Source organism: Ruegeria sp. BHSB196 (assembly GCF_059613135.1).
Map to the genome: position 1 here is coordinate 22,538 of NZ_JBXWRY010000018.1, position 17,347 is coordinate 39,884.

Annotated in this window: 16 protein-coding genes; 15 read left to right on the forward strand and 1 reads right to left on the reverse strand. The window is 63.5% G+C overall.

Annotated elements, in window-relative coordinates; translation table 11 throughout:
• The first annotated feature begins 39 nt into the window (after positions 1–39).
• From AC2FNJ_RS10650 to AC2FNJ_RS10675, 6 genes are all read left to right on the forward strand, one after another.
• Positions 40–855: a pseudouridine synthase gene (locus AC2FNJ_RS10650; RefSeq protein WP_496764209.1), complete on the forward strand. Its 816-nt coding sequence runs from the start codon at positions 40–42 to the stop codon at positions 853–855.
• 177 nt (positions 856–1,032) lie between these two features.
• Positions 1,033–1,944 (forward strand): 5-bromo-4-chloroindolyl phosphate hydrolysis family protein, encoded by a 912-nt coding sequence (locus AC2FNJ_RS10655; RefSeq protein WP_496764210.1) that lies wholly within the window; start codon positions 1,033–1,035, stop codon positions 1,942–1,944.
• 31 nt (positions 1,945–1,975) lie between these two features.
• Positions 1,976–3,166, forward strand: coding sequence for a toxic anion resistance protein (locus tag AC2FNJ_RS10660; RefSeq protein WP_496764211.1), 1,191 nt, complete (start codon positions 1,976–1,978; stop codon positions 3,164–3,166).
• The gene (locus AC2FNJ_RS10665) at positions 3,138–4,133 is read left to right on the forward strand and encodes a DUF2927 domain-containing protein (RefSeq protein WP_496764212.1); all 996 of its coding nucleotides are present in this window, start codon (positions 3,138–3,140) and stop codon (positions 4,131–4,133) included. The genes AC2FNJ_RS10660 and AC2FNJ_RS10665 overlap by 29 nt, the downstream gene beginning before the upstream one ends.
• 22 nt (positions 4,134–4,155) lie before the next feature.
• The gene (locus AC2FNJ_RS10670) at positions 4,156–5,286 is read left to right on the forward strand and encodes an SPFH domain-containing protein (RefSeq protein ID WP_496764213.1); all 1,131 of its coding nucleotides are present in this window, start codon (positions 4,156–4,158) and stop codon (positions 5,284–5,286) included.
• 3 nt (positions 5,287–5,289) lie between these two features.
• A complete protein-coding gene (locus AC2FNJ_RS10675) occupies positions 5,290–6,381 on the forward strand; it encodes a TFIIB-type zinc ribbon-containing protein (RefSeq protein ID WP_496764214.1) in 1,092 nt (363 codons plus the stop codon).
• Between the two features lie 7 nt (positions 6,382–6,388).
• On the opposite strand, the gene AC2FNJ_RS10680 is transcribed toward AC2FNJ_RS10675, so the two are convergent.
• A complete protein-coding gene (locus AC2FNJ_RS10680) occupies positions 6,389–6,808 on the reverse strand; it encodes an Hsp20/alpha crystallin family protein (RefSeq protein ID WP_496764215.1) in 420 nt (139 codons plus the stop codon).
• 162 nt (positions 6,809–6,970) lie between these two features.
• Between AC2FNJ_RS10680 and AC2FNJ_RS10685 the strand changes: the two genes are divergently transcribed.
• The 9 genes from AC2FNJ_RS10685 (at position 6,971) to AC2FNJ_RS10725 (ending at position 17,252) form a co-directional block, all read left to right on the forward strand.
• Positions 6,971–7,639: a nitroreductase gene (locus tag AC2FNJ_RS10685; RefSeq protein WP_496764216.1), complete on the forward strand. Its 669-nt coding sequence runs from the start codon at positions 6,971–6,973 to the stop codon at positions 7,637–7,639.
• Positions 7,627–8,544: a carbohydrate kinase family protein gene (locus AC2FNJ_RS10690; protein ID WP_496764217.1), complete on the forward strand. Its 918-nt coding sequence runs from the start codon at positions 7,627–7,629 to the stop codon at positions 8,542–8,544. The genes AC2FNJ_RS10685 and AC2FNJ_RS10690 overlap by 13 nt, the downstream gene beginning before the upstream one ends.
• Entirely contained in the window at positions 8,532–8,969 is a 438-nt protein-coding gene (gene dtd, locus AC2FNJ_RS10695; RefSeq protein WP_496764218.1) for a D-aminoacyl-tRNA deacylase, read from the forward strand. The genes AC2FNJ_RS10690 and dtd overlap by 13 nt, the downstream gene beginning before the upstream one ends.
• The gene (locus AC2FNJ_RS10700) at positions 8,966–10,072 is read left to right on the forward strand and encodes a glycerate kinase type-2 family protein (protein ID WP_496764219.1); all 1,107 of its coding nucleotides are present in this window, start codon (positions 8,966–8,968) and stop codon (positions 10,070–10,072) included. The genes dtd and AC2FNJ_RS10700 overlap by 4 nt, the downstream gene beginning before the upstream one ends.
• A gap of 51 nt (positions 10,073–10,123) precedes the next feature.
• On the forward strand, positions 10,124–12,118 hold the full coding sequence (locus AC2FNJ_RS10705) for a CocE/NonD family hydrolase (RefSeq protein WP_496764220.1): 1,995 nt from the start codon (positions 10,124–10,126) through the stop codon (positions 12,116–12,118).
• A gap of 121 nt (positions 12,119–12,239) precedes the next feature.
• Positions 12,240–13,823: an ABC transporter substrate-binding protein gene (locus AC2FNJ_RS10710; RefSeq protein WP_496764221.1), complete on the forward strand. Its 1,584-nt coding sequence runs from the start codon at positions 12,240–12,242 to the stop codon at positions 13,821–13,823.
• A gap of 3 nt (positions 13,824–13,826) precedes the next feature.
• A complete protein-coding gene (locus AC2FNJ_RS10715) occupies positions 13,827–14,786 on the forward strand; it encodes an ABC transporter permease (RefSeq protein ID WP_496764222.1) in 960 nt (319 codons plus the stop codon).
• Positions 14,787–14,799: 13 nt separating this feature from the next.
• On the forward strand, positions 14,800–15,618 hold the full coding sequence (locus tag AC2FNJ_RS10720) for an ABC transporter permease (protein WP_496764223.1): 819 nt from the start codon (positions 14,800–14,802) through the stop codon (positions 15,616–15,618).
• Positions 15,615–17,252, forward strand: coding sequence for an ABC transporter ATP-binding protein (locus tag AC2FNJ_RS10725; RefSeq protein WP_496764224.1), 1,638 nt, complete (start codon positions 15,615–15,617; stop codon positions 17,250–17,252). Before AC2FNJ_RS10720 ends, AC2FNJ_RS10725 begins: the two co-directional genes overlap by 4 nt.
• The last annotated feature ends 95 nt before the right edge of the window (positions 17,253–17,347 follow it).

A 17,347-nucleotide genomic window follows, 5' to 3' on the forward strand; every position in this document is an offset into this window, starting at 1 on the left:
GGCTTTCGCAAGCCGTCGCGATGGGTTAAGCCGCTGGACATGAGCACAACTCCCCCTCCCGGCGATCGCATCGCCAAAGTCCTCGCCCGCGCAGGTGTCGCCTCGCGCCGGGAAGCCGAGCGCATGATCGAGGCGGGCCGCGTCGCGGTGAACGGCAAACCGATCGACAGCCCGGCGCGGAACGTGACGACCGCGGACAAGATTACCGTCGATGGCAAGCCAATCGCGGAACCGGAGCCTCCGCGTCTTTGGCTTTATCACAAACCTCCCGGTCTGGTGACGACCGCGCGCGACGAAAAGGGCCGAGCGACCGTGTTCGACAGCCTGCCCGAGGACATGCCGCGGGTGATGAGCATCGGCCGCCTGGATCTGAACTCCGAGGGCTTGCTGCTGCTGACCAATGACGGGGGAATAAAGCGCAGGCTGGAGCTTCCGGCTACCGGCTGGCTGCGCAAGTATCGCGTCCGCATCAAGGGTCGCCCGAAAGACGAAGACTTCGCCCCTTTGCGGCAGGGGCTGGTGGTGGGCGCCGAACGGTTCCAGCCCATGACGGTGACGCTCGATCGTCAGCAAGGCGCGAATGCCTGGCTAACCGTCGGGTTGCGCGAAGGAAAGAACCGGGAAATTCGCCGCGCGATGGAGGATGTCGGGTTTACCGTGAACCGCCTGATCCGCGTTTCCTATGGCCCCTTCCAACTGGGCACCCTCAAGCCGGGCGCGGTCGAGGAGGTCCGCCGCAGGGTCGTGCGCGACCAGCTCGGTCTGGACGCACAGGAAAAACCCGAAAACACTGTCAAGCGATCCTCCCGCGCGCCGCGCAAACGCGGAACGCAATCACGAAAAACCCAGTCCTGACGCCATCCGACACAGCTTTCCCCTAGCGCCTCGGGATTGCATCCACTAGATTCCCGATGTGAATGGCAGAGTTGGGGAGCGCCATGTCTCAGACCGGACTGCAAAAAATGGCGTACGCGGCGCTGCTCGTGCTGCTGTTCGGGGTCTGCACCGGCTGGCTGGGAGGGCTCTGAACCGATGGCCCGGCGGTACGGCGGCAAATTCAGCCCGGACTCACCCGAGACCGACGATCCGCCGCCACGCGGACAATTCGACGGCGCGCGGGTGGATCCTGCCGGCGCGCGCGCGAATGTCATGTTCGTTCCGGCAATTCCTCTGGTGTTCCTGTCGCTCGACGATGGCGCCATCGGCATGACGATGGGTTTGGTGGCCGCTGCGTTGCTGACCGGCGCCGCCTTTCTGTTGCGCGAGGGGTTGCGCGCCGAAGCCGCCTACAACGCGCGCCGCACGGCCCGGCGTCCAGCCATCCCGCGCAAGATCTTTGCCAGTGTTCTGACCGGTCTCGGTGTGGGGCTGGCGGCGTTCCGAAATGACTATCTCGACACGGAAACCATATCGGGTGTGAGTTTTCTTGCTCCGGTCCTGTTTGGTCTGGCCGGCACTGTCCTGCATTCCCTGGCCTTCGGTCGCGACCCCCTGAAGGACAAGGGGATGGAGGGCATCGACACGTTCCAGCAGGACCGCGTGGCGCGGGTCGTCGAGGATGCGGAAACCGTGTTGGCCGAGATGTCGGATGCCATCCAACGCGCGGGCGACCGCCGCATCGAGGCGCGGGTCGAACGGTTTCAGGACACGGCCCGCGAACTGTTCCGCACGGTCGAGGAAGACCCCCGCGACCTGACCGGCGCGCGCAAGTATTTGACCGTCTATCTGCGGGGCGCGCGTGATGCGACGATCAAGTTCGCAGACATTTACTCCAGAACACGCGACGCCCAGGCGATGAAGGACTACACGGTCCTTCTGGACGATCTGGAGCAGAACTTCGCCGCCCGCACCCGCAAGATGCTGCTGGATGATCGCAGCGACCTTACGGTTGAAATCGACGTGCTGCGCGACAGGTTGCAACGCGAAGGCGTGCGGCTGGATTGACTTGGAATTTCATTGAGCGAGGAACTTTTTCATGTCCGAGGTTGTCAAGAACAAAGCCGCCGAAGCTGAGGCGCTTGTGCAGGAGGTCACTGCGGTCACGTTGCCGGAACCGCAGGCCGCGGTCATTCCCCTGGAGGAAGCGGACGAAGCCATCAGCTCAGCCATTCGCAAACGCATGGCCGAGATAGACATGGAGGACACCAATTCGATCGTCTCGTTCGGATCGTCGGCGCAGGCAGAATTGCAGGAAATCAGCCAAGCGATGCTGGCGGACGTGCGCAACAAGGATGTCGGCCCGGCCGGCGACAGCCTGCGCAACATCGTGACGACGATCCGGGGCTTTTCCGTCAGCGAGCTGGATGTCCGCCGGGAACGGTCCTGGTGGGAGAAACTGCTCGGCCGCGCGGCGCCGTTTGCAAAATTCACCGCGCGCTACGAGGAGGTTCAGGGCCAGATCGACCGGATCACCGACGACCTTCTGGGGCATGAGCACACATTGCTCAAGGACATCAAGTCGCTGGACCTGCTCTATGAAAAAACGCTCGGCTTTTACGACGAACTGGCACTCTATATCGCGGCCGGCGAGGAAAAACTGACCGAGTTGGACAGCCATGACATCCCGGAAAAGGAGGCAGAGGTTCAGGCGGCGCCGGAAGCCGATCAGGTGATGAAGGCGCAGGAGTTGCGCGACCTGCGGGCCGCCCGCGACGATCTCGAGCGGCGCGTGCACGATCTCAAGCTGACGCGGCAGGTAACGATGCAGTCCCTGCCCTCGATCCGGCTGGTGCAGGAAAACGACAAATCGCTCGTGACCAAGATCAACTCGACACTGGTCAACACGGTACCGCTTTGGGAGACGCAACTGGCCCAGGCCGTCACGATCCAACGCAGCGCCGAGGCCGCCGCCGCCGTGAGGGATGCGAATGACCTGACCAATGAGTTGCTGACCTCCAACGCCGCCAACCTGCGCGAGAGCAACAAGATGATCCGTCAGGAGATGGAACGCGGCGTGTTCGACATCGAAGCGGTCAAGCAAGCCAACGCGGACCTGATCGGCACGATTCAGGAAAGCCTGCAAATCGCCGACGAAGGAAAGGCCAAGCGCGCCGCTGCCGAGGAAGAGCTCAAGAAGATGGAGGCGGAATTGCGCGACACGCTCGCCGCCGCCAAGGCGCGGCAGGACGGTCTGGGCGATGCTGCCGGCACCGCTGTTCCGGGTTGACGCCTTGCAGGTGGAAGGAGTGCGAATCTGGCGCTGTGCCCTTGCGGCCTGCGCGTTTTGGGTTCTGGCCGGCTGCGCTGTCGAACTGCCCAACGTTCCCGCACCCGAAAGCAGGCCGGCAGAACCGGACGCCGCTCCGAACGCCTATGTTCCGCCCTCCGCCCAGAGCCGCGATCTGGCGCGTTACTACGAGCGGGTGCAGAACGACCTTTTGACTCGCGGCCTGCTGCGCACCGATGGCGGCGGACCGGACACGCCCTACGATGCCGAGGATCTGGTCCGCAACTTTGAAACCATCGCGTTCTACACCGAATACACCGGTCAGGTCGTCTCCGGCACCACCCAGCGCCGGAGCGGGCGTCTAAGCCGCTGGAACGGGCCGGTCAGAATCGGCACCGAATTCGGACCCAGCGTTCCGATGGAGCGGCGCGCCCAGGACGCGGCCCGTGTCAGGTCTTATGCCGCCCGCCTCGCCCGCATCACCGGCCATCCGATCTCGGCGACCGAGCGCAACGCAAACTTCCACGTCTTCATCGCCGGTGAGGATGACACCGCCTATGTGCAGGCGCGCCTGCGGCAACTGATCCCCAATATCGGACAATCCCAGCTGGACCTGTTCGAGAATTTGCCGCGCGCTTTCTATTGCTTTGTCTTTGCGTCGGCGGGGGGCGGATCGGGCCATGCCTATACCCGGGCGGTCGCCCTGGTTCGCGCCGAGCATCCCGATCTGGTGCGCCTGAGCTGCATCCACGAAGAACTGGCGCAGGGGCTGGGCCTGCCCAATGACAGCCCCGCAGCGCGGCCGTCGATCTTCAACGACGACGACGAGTTCGCGCTGCTGACCAGTCACGACGAGAAATTGCTCAACATTCTTTATGACCCGCGCCTGCGGACGGGAATGTCCGCCAGCGAGGCGCGACCGATCGTCAACATCATTGCACGCGAGTTGATGGGGCAGGCCCTCTGACCCGCAAGACAGGAGAGAACCCATGGGAATCCTCGATTTTCTGACCGGCGAATTCATTGACGTGATTCATTGGGTGGACGACACCCGGGACACGATGGTCTGGCGATTTGAACGCGAGGGGCACGAGATCAAATACGGCGCAAAACTGACCGTGCGCGAAGGGCAGGCGGCAGTGTTCGTGCACGAAGGCCAACTGGCGGATGTGTTCACGCCCGGCCTCTACATGCTGGAAACCAACAACATGCCGATCCTGACGACGTTGCAGCATTGGGATCACGGATTCCAGTCACCCTTCAAGTCCGAGATCTATTTCGTCAACACGACACGGTTCACCGATCTGAAATGGGGCACCAAGAACCCCATCATGCTGCGCGACCCAGAGTTCGGACCGACCCGTATCCGCGCATACGGCACGTATTCGGTGAGGGTGAAGGATCCGGCGCGGTTCCTGGTCGAGATCGTCGGTACCGATGGCGAATTCACCATGGACGAGATCAGCTTTCAGATCCGCAACATCATCGTGCAGGAATTCAGCCGGGTGATCGCCGGATCGGGAATCCCGGTGCTCGACATGGCGGCGAACACCGCGGATCTGGGCAAGCTGATCGTTGCCGAAGTGTCGCCGGTCGTGGACAGCTACGGGTTGGAGATGCCGGAATTCTACATCGAGAACATCTCGCTGCCGCCCGCGGTCGAAGCGGCGCTGGACAAGCGGACTTCGATGGGGTTGGCCGGCGATCTGGGCAAGTTCACGCAGTACTCGGCGGCCGAGGCGATGACGGCGGCGGCGCAGCACGGCAACAGCGGCATGGGCGCCGGGCTTGGCATGGGTATGGGCATGGCGATGGCGCAACAGATGGCGGGCACCCAGCCCGCCGGACCATGGGGCGCGCGCACGTCCGCTTCAGCCCCGGCATCTTCGATGGTGCCGCCGCCCCCGCCTCCGGTCGAACACGTGTGGCATGTCGCATCGGATGGGGAAACCAGCGGCCCCTATTCCAAGGCACGTCTCGGCCGGATGGCGGCGTCCGGCGAGATCACCCGCGAGACATTTGTCTGGACAGCAGGGCAAGACGGATGGAAACGCGCCGGCGACGTTCAGGAATTGGCGCAGCTGTTCACCATCCTGCCCCCGCCGCCGCCCGGACAGTAGCCCATGACGCAGGCCCAGCACCGTTTTCCCTGCGCGCAGTGCGGGGCGGATTACCGGTTCAACCCGCAGCAAGGCGCGCTGGTCTGCGATCATTGTGGCCACAGCGAACCCATCGAGATGGGGCCCTGGCAGGGCACGACCCTGCGCGAGCTGGATTTCGATGCCGCTGTTGCAGAACGCCTGCCCGACACCGAGATCGAAGAAACCAGGGTTCTGAGCTGCCCCAATTGCGGCGCCCGGGTGGAATTCGATCCGGACACGCACGCGGCCGAATGCCCCTTTTGCGCGACGCCGGTGGTCACGGATACCGGGGTGCACCGCCATATCAAACCGCGCGGCGTTCTTCCCTTTGCGCTGGATGAACGGGCCGCACACAAGGCAATGACGGACTGGCTGGGGCGGCTGTGGTTCGCGCCGGGCGGTCTGCAGGACTATGCCCGAAAGGGCCGCCGCATGCAGGGCATCTATGTGCCCTACTGGACCTTCGACGCGGATACCAGATCGGCCTATCGGGGCGATCGGGGGGATGTTTTTTATGAAACGCGCATCGTCGTGCAGAACGGCAAGCGGGTACGCCAGCAGGTGCCCAAGGTGCGCTGGACTCCGCGCTCGGGCCGTGTCAGCCGGTTCTTTGACGATGTGCTGGTCCTGGCGGCGCGGTCTTTGCCCAAGTCGTATACGGACGCGCTCGAACCCTGGGATCTGGCCGCGCTCGAACCCTACCGCCCCGAATACCTCGCCGGGTTTCGCGCCGAAGCCTATACCGTCGATCTCCGCGAAGGCTATGCGGAGGCCCGCTCTCACATGGCCCGCGTGATCGAGCGCGACGTGCGCTTCGATATCGGTGGGGACCGGCAGCGCATCCAGGCGATCGACACGGATGTGCGAAACGTCAGCTTCAAGCACATATTGCTGCCGGTCTGGATGGCCGCCTACAAGTATCGGGGCCAGACCTACCGTTTTGTCGTCAACGGCAGGACTGGCCGGGTGCAGGGCGAACGCCCCTGGTCGGCGATCAAGATCCTGATCGCCGTGGTGCTGGGCCTGATCGCCGCCGCCGCCGTCGGCTATCTGGCGGCGAACGGCCAGCAGTAGGGGCGGCCTATCCGCGCGCGATCTCGATCTTGCGCGCGTTCTCGGCCTTGTCCGCGGGTTTCTTGGGCACGGTCACGTGCAGCACGCCGTCCTTCATCTTCGCGCTTGCCTTCGAGGCGTCCGCATCCTCCGGCAGACGGAAGGACCGCCGGAACGCTCCGTATTGACGCTCGGAGAAATACCAGGTGTCGCCCTTCTTTTCTGCATGGGTCTTCTTCTCGCCACGAATGGTCACGACTCCGTCCTCGACGGTCAGTTCGATGTCCTTTTCCGACACTCCCGGCAATTCCATCGAGATGTCATAGGCATCGTCGTTGCCCGAAGCTTCGGTGGCCGGGCTCAGCCAGTCGGCGAGTTTGGCGCCGAAATGGCGAAACGGGTCGTAAAGCGAAGGCCAGAGGCCGGCGTGATCGGATTTCTCAACCATGTTCAGTCCTCCTTCGTTGCTTTTTCGAGTCGCGCAGGGACGGTGACACGGCGCGCGCGCGCATTCTTTGATCCGGCTCAAATTCCGGCCACCTGACGCCTTGCACATTGCCCCCGGCGTCGCCATTCTGCGCCGCGACGACACCGAAGGGAACGCAGGCGAATGACACTGACGGTTCTGAACCAGCTTTTGAACCAGCGGTATTCGTGCCGCGCCTTTCGCCCTGACCCGGTTCCTCGCTCCGATATCGAGGCCGTTCTGACCAGCGCAAGCCGGGTTCCAAGCTGGTGCAACGCTCAGCCTTGGCAGATCGTCGTGACCAGCGGCGCCGAAACCGACGCCTTTCGCCGCGCCCTGATGCAAGAGGCGCAAACCGGAACGCCCGCACCGGACCTGCCCTTTCCGAAATCCTATTCCGGCGTCTATCAGGAGCGCCGCAGGGCCTGCGGCTGGGCGCTCTACGAGGCGGTTGGCGTCGAAAAGGGCGACCGGGTCGGTTCGGCCCGGCAAATGATGGAAAACTTTGCCCTGTTCGGCGCGCCACACTGCGCCATCGTCTCAAGCCCGGCAGAACTGGGCGCCTATGGCGCGATGGATTGCGGTGGGTTCGTGACGGCTTTCACCCTGGCCGCGCAGGCGCTGGGCATCGCCACGATCCCGCAGGCGGCGGTGGCGTCCTACGGGCCGTTTCTGCACAGATACTTCGGCATCCCCGACGATCGCCTTATCCTCTGCGCGATCTCCTTCGGATACCCCGACCGTGATCACCCGGCCAACGGATTTCGCACCGAGCGGGCCGGGCTCGGGGACATCGTCGAATGGCGCGAATGACCGGCCCGGTGGTCCTGTGCTGCGGCGAGGCGGTGATGGACCTTGTTCCCGCCGGCCTCGACGACGGCGGACAGACGTTCCGCCCTGTACCAGGCGGCGCGGCCGTGAATACGGCCGTCGCATTGTCGCGGCTTGGCGTTCCATCGGGTTTTGCAGGTGCGCTTTCGACGGACACGATGGGACGCAAGTTGAAGGCGCATCTCGAACGCGAGGGCGTGGACATCCGTTCTGCCGCACTCTCGGACGCGCCATCGACGGTGGCCTTCGCGCATCCCCTGCCCGACGGGACTCAATTCGACCTGTTTGACGTCGGCAGCGCCGGCAGGCGATTGCGCCTTTCCGATCTTCCGGATGTGCCGACAGCGGTCAAGGCGATGGTTTTTGGCGGTTTCAGCCTGATTCATGCGCCTGCGGGCGATGCGTTTGCGACACTGGCCGAAAGCGCGAACGGTGCGTTGATCTGGCTGGACCTGAATATCAGACCGGGTCTGGTCGAGCAGGAGGATCTCTACCGCGCCCGTCTGCAGCGGATGATCCGCCTGGCCCATGTCGTAAAGATTTCGGACGAAGATCGTGAATGGCTGGGACAATCGCCGAGTCTCCGGTCCGATCAACTCCTGATCCAGACTCGGGGCAAGCGGGGCGCCGAGGCTCGGCTCGGCGATGTCCGCGCCAGCGTCGTCCCGCCCAGCACACGGGTGCGCGACACGGTGGGCGCCGGCGACATCTTCAATGCAGGTTTTCTCGCTCACCTGATCCGCAATGAATTGTTGGGCGTGCCGCTGGTACTGGACGGTGCCGCGCTGGAAGCCGCGTTGACGACCGGCGTCCGCGCGGCGAGCCTGAGCGTGGCCCGGTACGGAGCCGATGCGCCGCGATGGGAGGAAATCGAATGCGTGCTCTGATCCAACGGGTTTCCAGGGCTTCGGTCGCCTTGGATGGACATGTCATCGGGCAGACGGGCAAAGGGCTCATGGTTCTGGTCTGCGCCATGCAAGGAGATGGCGAAGCACAGGCTCAACAATTGGCAAGCAAGATCGCCAAGCTTCGGATCTTCAGGGACGAGGCCGGCAAGATGAACCGGTCGATCCTGGACATCGGCGGTTCCGCATTGGTGGTCAGCCAGTTCACCCTGGCGGCGGACACATCGCGCGGCAATCGGCCCGGGTTTTCCGCAGCGGCCGCACCGGCCGAAGGCGAACGGCTGTACGAATACTTCGCCGCACAATTGGCATCGCATGGGATTGGCGTGGAAACCGGCCGTTTCGGTGCTGAAATGGCCGTCGAACTGGTCAATGACGGCCCGGTGACGATCTGGATGGAAACATGAACCACGCCCGCGACGTGGCGCTATCCCTCTGGCAGGCCGGCGTGGATGCCGTTGACGGGTACACGGCAACCGCTCAGGCGGCGTCGCATCTGCAGGCACCGGACAAGGTATTGGCCGTCGGCAAGGCGGCCGGAGCGATGGCAAGGGCCGCGCTCGCGCATTTCGGCGATCTGCCCTGTCTCGTCGTCACCAAGGACGGTCATGGTGGGGGCCTGCCGGACAAAGCCCGGTTGATCGAAGCGTCGCACCCGGTTCCGGACGCGCGCAGCCTCGCAGCCGGGCGTGCCTTGCGTGAGGCGGTGCAGCAAATGCCGCCAGGGTCGCGACTGCTGTTGCTCGTGTCCGGCGGTGCGTCTTCGCTGGCCGAAGACCTGATGCCGGGAAAGTCGCTCGACGATCTGGCGGCACTCAACCGACAGCTTCTGGCCAGCGGGATGGATATCGGCGCCATGAACGCCGAGCGGCGCAGGATTTCGCGGATCAAGGGTGGTGGCCTTCTGGAGGGGTTCCGAGGCGCGCAGGTCGACGTTCTGGCGATTTCGGACGTGCCGGGTGACGACCTGACAGTGATCGGGTCGGGCATCGGGGCCATTCCGGCCTCTCCCACTTTCACGGCGCGGACCCGGATCATCGCATCGAACGCGCACGCCCGGAACGCCGCCATAGCAAAGGCCGGGCAGCTGGCCCTGAGGATCCTGGCGAACGAAGAGGCGCTGCACGACGATCTGGAAAGGCTCGCTGCCAGGCTGGGCCCGCGACTGCGCGCCATGCCACGCGGCGTGATGGTATTCGGCGGAGAACCGACCGTTGTCTTGCCCGAAGACCCGGGCCGCGGCGGCCGCAATCAGGCACTGGCGCTGGCGCTGGCGCGCGAGATCGCAGGACGCAGGGACATCACGCTTGTGGTGGGCGGCACGGACGGAACCGATGGGCCGACCGAGGCGGCCGGGGCAATCGTGGACGGAACGACCTGGTCTGCCGGGGCCGAGGAAGCTCTGCAGGCAGCCGACAGCGGGAGCTTTCTGGACCGGAAAGGGGCGCTGCTCGTCACCGGGCCGACCGGGACCAACGTGATGGACCTGATGGTCGCATATCGGGAGTGATCTGTCGCATTCCATCTTGGACATTCTGGAAATGGCGTCGAAACTCACGCCATGACCCCGCCGCCGAACAGCCTGCGCGAAATCGAAGAGCTTCCCGATCTCGGGATCACCCTGTCCGATGGCTGCCGGCTGTCCGCCCGGGTCTGGCGGCCGACCGACGCGACGGAAGATCCGGTCCCGGCGATTTTGGAGTATCTCCCCTATCGCAAACGCGACGGCACCGCCACGCGCGATGCGCTGACCCATCCCTGGTTTGCCCGGCGCGGCTATGCCTGCATCCGGGTGGACATGCGCGGAAACGGCGACAGCCAGGGACTGATGGCCGACGAGTATACCCAGCAGGAACTCGACGATGCGGTCGAGGTCATCGACTGGCTGGCAGCACAACCCTGGTGCTCGGGCAGCGTGGGCATGATGGGTATCAGTTGGGGCGGGTTCAACTCCCTGCAGGTTGCGGCGATGCAGCCCGAACCGCTCAAGGCGATCGTTACGCTCTGTTCGACCGCGGACCGTTATGCCGACGACATCCACTACAAGGGCGGCTGCCTGCTGAACGAAAACCTCGGTTGGGGCGCGACGATGTGGGCCTACTCTTCCCGCCCGCCCGATCCGGCGCTGCGGGACGACTGGCGCGCCATGTGGCTCGACCGGTTGGAGCACGAGCCTTTTTTGCCATCCATCTGGTTGCGGCACCAGACCCGCGACGCCTATTGGCAACACGGCTCGGTCTGCGAGGATTTCGGCGCGATCAAGGCGGCGACACTGGCCATCGGCGGCTGGGGCGATGCCTACAAGAACACGGTGCCTCTGCTGGTCGAGAAACTGGATGCGCCGGTCAATGGCATCGTTGGGCCCTGGGTCCACAAATACCCGCATTTCGCCGTGCCAGAACCGCGGATCGGTTTTTTGCAGGAGGCGCTGCGCTGGTGGGATCGCTGGCTCAAGGGCGTGGAGACCGGGGTGGAGACCGATCCGGACTATCGCGCCTACCTGATGGACGGCGTGCGTCCGGCACGGTGGTACAGCGAACGTTCCGGGCGTTGGATCGTCGAAGCGACTGGCGCGACGTCCCACCTTGAAAGGAAAACCCTGGCTCTTGGAAACTCGGGGCTGGGAAGTTCCGAGGCACTGGACGTGCGGGTGCGGTCGCCGCATCACTGTGGCATGGACGCGGGCGAGTATTGTGCCATCTGGCTGGGCCCGGAAATGCCGGGCGATCAACGCGCAGACGACGCGCTGTCGGCCTGTTTCGACAGCGAACCGTTGGACCGAGACCTGGATTTGGTCGGGTCTCCACGCCTGAAGCTGCGCCTGAGCGCCGACAAGCCGCAGGCGCAGATTGCCGTAAGGCTCAACCACCTTCACCCCGACGGGGCCTCGACCCGGATCACCTACGGCGTGTTGAACCTGACGCATCGGGACAGCCATGCCGAGCCAGCGCCGCTGGAACCCGGCACACCATGCGAAATCACCATCGATCTGGACCATATCGCCTATCGCATTCCCCGTGGGCATCGGCTGCGCGTTGCGGTGTCCAGCGCCTATTGGCCGCTCGTCTGGCCCTCGCCCGAGACCGCGGAATTGCACCTGACGAAAGGTGAAATCGACCTGCCGGTGCGGGCCACGGGCGAAGGAGACGAATGGACCTTTGCGCCGCCCGAAAACGACACCCCCCGCCAAGTCGACACGCTGCGCGACGCCGCGCATGTGCGACGGGCGGAAACCGACATGACGACCGGCGAGATTCGCCTGGTCATCGAGGACGATTTCGGGCTGGTGCGAGATCGTGAACATGGGCTTGTGAACGGCGGTATCGCGCGCGAGTGCTGGACGATCCACCCGGATGACCCGCTCTCCGCGCGCGGAACCTGCCACTGGACCGAGGAAACCGCACGCGACGACCTGCAGCTGAGGACGGAAACCCGCTGCGAGATGTGGGCGGATTTAAAGAACTTTTACCTTTCCGCCACAATCGAGGCCTATGAGAACGACACCGAGGTTTTCGCGAAAGAGTTCAAGGACGCGATTCCACGCAACCACCTCTGACCCGCACCGGAGGGGCAGCGGGAGATTAACGCTTGCCCGCCCGGCGGAAATGCGCAAACATTGACTCATGCGTCAATAAAAAACCTCGAAGGTCCGACGAAAAGACAACTGGGAGAAACCGATGAAAGACCAACTCACATACATGGCCGGCCAAGTGACCGTGGGCAAGATGACCCGGCGCGAATTCATGGGTCGCGCAGCCGCCTTGGGGATCACCGCCGCGGCGGCCAATACCTTCCTGGCGAGCGCCGCGCGCGCTGCCGGTCCGGTCAAGGGCGGAACGCTTCGCATGGGCCTGCAGGGCGGGTCGACGACCGACAGCCTCGATCCGGCGCTGGCCACGAACCAGGTCGGATTGATGAACATCCGCATGTGGGGCGAGCCTCTGGTGGAGCTTTCTGACGATGGCGGCATCGAGGGCAAGGTGGCCGAGAGCGTCGAAGGATCGTCCGACGCGACGACCTGGCGTTTCAAGATCCGCCCGGGCATTACCTTTTCGAACGGCAAGGACGTGACCGCCGAGGATGTGGTCGAAACCATCGACCGCCATTCCGGCGAAGACACCAAATCTGGCGCGCTTGGCCTGTTGCGCGACATCAAGGATGTTCGCGCCGATGGCGACAGTGTGGTCATCGAACTGAACAACCCCAATGCCGATCTGCCCTATCTGATGGCGGACTATCACCTTGCGATCCAGCCCGGCGGCGGCAAGGACGACCCGACCGCGGCCATCGGCACCGGCCCCTATGTCATGAAAGAAGTCGACATGGGCGTTCGCTTCGTGGCCGAAAAGAACCCGAACTACTGGGGCGATCTCGGACATGCCGAAACCCTGGAACTGATCGTGATCAACGACAACACGGCACGGGTGGCCGCATTGCAATCCGGCCAGGTGGATCTGATCGACCGCGTTCCGCCGCGGACCGCGGGTCTCGTGTCGCGTGCACCGGGCGTCAATGTCTATCGGACATCCGGTCCCGGCCACTACGTGTTCATCATGCACACGAACACGGCACCGTTCGACAACAATGACCTGCGCCTCGCGCTCAAGCACGGCATCAACCGAGCGGAAATGGTCGAAAAGATCCTCTTCGGCTATGGATCGGTCGGCAATGACACGCCGATCAATGCCTCCTACCCGCTCTATACCGAGTTCGAACAGCGCGAATACGATCCTGACAAGGCCAAGTTCCACTTCGAGAAGTCGGGACATGACGGCCCGATCCTGCTGCGCACCTCGGACAACTCGTTCCCCGGCGCGCCGGATGCGTCGGCCCTGTTCCAGCAGTCGCTTGCGGGCGCGGGCATCACGCTCGACATCAAGCGCGAGCCGAATGACGGATACTGGTCCGAAGTCTGGAACGTTCAGCCATTCTGTACCTCCTACTGGGGCGGCCGCCCGACGCAGGATCAAATGTTCACCACGGCCTATCTCTCGACCGCGGACTGGAACGACACGAAGTTCAACAACGAACAGTTCGACCAGTTGCTGATCTCGGCCCGGGCGGAGCTGGACGAGACCAAGCGCAAGCAGATGTATGCCGACATGGGCACCATCCTGCGGGACGAAGGCGGTCTGATCTGCCCGATGTTCAACGACTTCATCGACGCCACCAACGACAGGATCGACGGTTGGGTCGAAAGCGTGAAGGGTTTTGCCCTGATGAACAGCTATGCGCCCATGCGCATGTGGGTGAAAGCCTGACCTATGAACGCCCTTACAAGACTACTGGTCCAGCGAATCTCGCTGGGCCTGCTTTTGCTGTTCCTGGTTTCGGTCCTGATCTTTGTCGGAACGATCATTCTGCCGGGCGACGTGGCGCAGCAGATCCTGGGACAATCCGCAACCCCTGAAGCCCTTGCCAACCTGCGGGCGGAACTGGGCCTGAACGACCCCCCCATCGCGCGGTATTTCGCCTGGCTGGGCGGCGTTCTGACCGGCGATCTCGGAACGGCCCTGTCGTCCGGGCAGGATATTTCAACGGAAATCGGCAAACGGCTCGGCAACACGCTGTTTCTTGCATTCTGGGCGGCCGTCATCGCGGTCCCGCTGGCGATTTTCCTGGGCCTCCTGGCGGTACGTTATCGCGAGCGCTGGCCCGACAAGATGATATCCGCCGTCACGCTGGCGTCGATTTCGGTTCCGGAGTTCCTCATCGGTTATCTGTTGATGTTCGTGATCGGCGTGAAACTCGGCTGGTTTCCCTCGACGGCAATCTCCTACCGTCCCGACGGCGATCTTCTGTCGCGTCTGAATTCCATTGCCCTTCCCGTCATCGTCCTCACGCTTGTGGTTCTGGCGCACATGATGCGTATGACCCGCGCGGCGATTTTGAACGTGATGCAGTCGGCCTATATCGAGACGGCCGAGCTAAAAGGTCTCAGCACCTTCAACGTGATCTTCCGCCACGCCTTCCCGAACGCGATCGCACCCATCGTGAACGTCGTGATGCTGAACCTGGCCTATCTGGTCGTGGGCGTCGTCGTGGTCGAGGTGGTCTTTGTCTATCCCGGAATGGGCCAATACCTTGTCGACCATGTTTCCAAACGCGACATTCCGGTGGTGCAGGCCTGCGGCCTGATCTTTGCCGCTGTCTATATCGGGCTCAACATGATCGCCGATATCGTGTCCATCCTGACCAATCCGCGCTTGCGGCATCCGAAGTAGGGGAGGATCGGACATGTTCAAGAACATACCCTTTGCCGCGGCCGTCGGTCTCTTCTTTACGGCGCTTTACTTTCTCATGGCGATTTTCGCGCCCCTCATCGCCCCCTATGGCATGGCCGAGGTCGTCGGCGGCGTGTGGGAGCCTTCGTCGTCCAAGCACCTTCTAGGAACGGACAATATCGGCCGCGATCTGCTGAGCCGGATGATCTATGGCGGCCAGACAACGATCTGGATCGCGACCGCTGCGACATTCCTGAGTTTCACCACCGGGTCCGTGCTCGGGTTCCTCGCCGCCGTGGTCGGCGGCTGGGTGGATCAGTTGCTGTCGCGGTTCGTGGATCTGCTGATGTCGATCCCCTCGCTGATCTTCGCGCTCGTGGTTCTGTCGGTCATGCCGGTCACCGTCCTGGTTCTGATCCTCGTGATGGGATTGCTGGATTCCACGCGCGTCTATCGTCTGGCGCGCGCCGTCGCGGTGGATATCAACGTGATGGACTATGTCGAGGCCGCAACCCTGCGCGGCGAAGGCCGTACCTGGATCATCTTCCGTGAGATCCTGCCGAACGCCCTGTCGCCGCTGGTGGCCGAAATGGGCCTGCGCTTCATCTTCATGGTCCTCTTCGTCTCGACCCTGTCCTTCCTGGGGCTGGGCGTCCAGCCGCCGCAGGCGGACTGGGGCGGCATCGTGAAGGAAAACGCGGATGGCATCGTCTATGGCATCGGCGCGGCACTGTATCCTGCCGTGGCCATCGCGACCCTGGCCATTTCGGTCAACCTGGTGGCTGACTGGGTGCTGAACCGCACCACTTCGCTGAAAGGAGGCCGCGGATGAGCGATGCACTTCTCAAGGTCCGGAACCTCAAGATCGGCGCCACGGTCTATCCGCCCGGCGAAAAACCTCATGACATCGAAATCGTGCATGGGGTCAGCTTTGACCTTGAACGCGGCAAGGTGCTGGGGCTGATCGGCGAATCCGGCGCCGGGAAGTCCACGATCGGCCTCGCCTCGATGGCCTACGGGCGCGGCGGGGTGAAAATCACCGGCGGCGAAGTCTGGGTCAACGGGCGCGACATCCTCAACACCTCCTTGCAGGACATTCGCGCGCTGCGTGGCGGCGAAGTGACCTATGTTTCACAATCCGCGGCCGCCTCGTTCAACCCGGCCAAGAAGATTCTGGAACAGGTGGTCGAGGCCGCGGTGGAACACAAGAAGTTCACCCGGAAGGAGGCCGAAGCCCGCGCCCGAGAACTGTTCGCCAAGCTGGGGCTGCCCGATCCGGACAATATCGGCGACCGCTATCCGCACCAGGTTTCCGGCGGTCAGCTGCAACGCTGCATGACGGCGCTGGCGCTGTGCCCCGAGCCGGATCTGGTCGTGTTCGACGAACCCACCACGGCACTGGACGTGACGACTCAGATCGACGTGCTGATGGCGATCAAGGAAGCCATTCGCGACACCGGCGTTGCCGCGCTCTACATCACCCACGATCTCGCAGTCGTGGCGCAGGTGAGCGACGACATCATGGTGCTGCGGATGGGCGACACCGTCGAGTACGGCACGACCGACCAGATCATCAACAACCCGCAGGAGGACTATACCAAGGCGCTTGTCTCGGTCCGGTCCATCGAACACGAGGAAAAAAAGCCGACGCCGGACGCGGTGCTGAACGTGGAGGGCATCACCGCCCGGTACAAGGGGCTGAATTTCGACGTGCTCCACAACGTCAACGTCGAGGTCCATCCCGGCCAGACGCTGGCGGTCGTGGGCGAGTCAGGCTCCGGCAAATCCACATTGGCGCGGGTGATCACCGGTCTGCTGCCGCCGCGCGATGGTGAGATCACCTTTGCAGGCCGGAAGCTGTCGCCGGATCTTGCGGGGCGTTCGCGCGAGGATTTGCGCGAGTTGCAGATGATCTATCAGATGGCCGACGTGGCCATGAACCCGCGTCAGACCGTGGGCACGATCATCGGCAGGCCGCTGGAGTTCTATTTCGGTCTGCGCGGGTCCGAGAAACGAAAGCGCATCGTCGAACTGCTCGACGAGATCGAAATGGGCGAACAGTTCATCGACCGCTATCCGGCCGAACTGAGCGGCGGTCAGAAACAGAGGGTCTGCATCGCCCGGTCGCTGGCGGCCAAGCCCAAGATGATCATCTGTGACGAAGTGACCTCGGCCCTCGATCCACTGGTTGCGGACGGGATTCTGAAGCTGCTCCTGGATTTGCAGAAGATCGAGGACGTGGCCTATCTCTTCATCACCCACGATCTGGCGACGGTCCGGGCGATCTCGGATTCGATCGCGGTGATGTATCAGGGCCGTGTCGTCCGCTATGGCTCGAAGTCCGAGGTGCTGAGCCCGCCCTTCGACGACTATACCGACCTGTTGCTCAGCTCGGTGCCCGAAATGCACCTGGGCTGGCTGGAAGAGGTGGTCGCGCATCGCAAGATGGAGAGCGCAGGGAACTGACCCGTTCCAACCTATGACAGTCTCATGAAAACAATCCCTCCCGGCGCTTTGCCTCTTGGCAGGCGCCGGGAATTCGCTAAGCCAAGCGAAACATG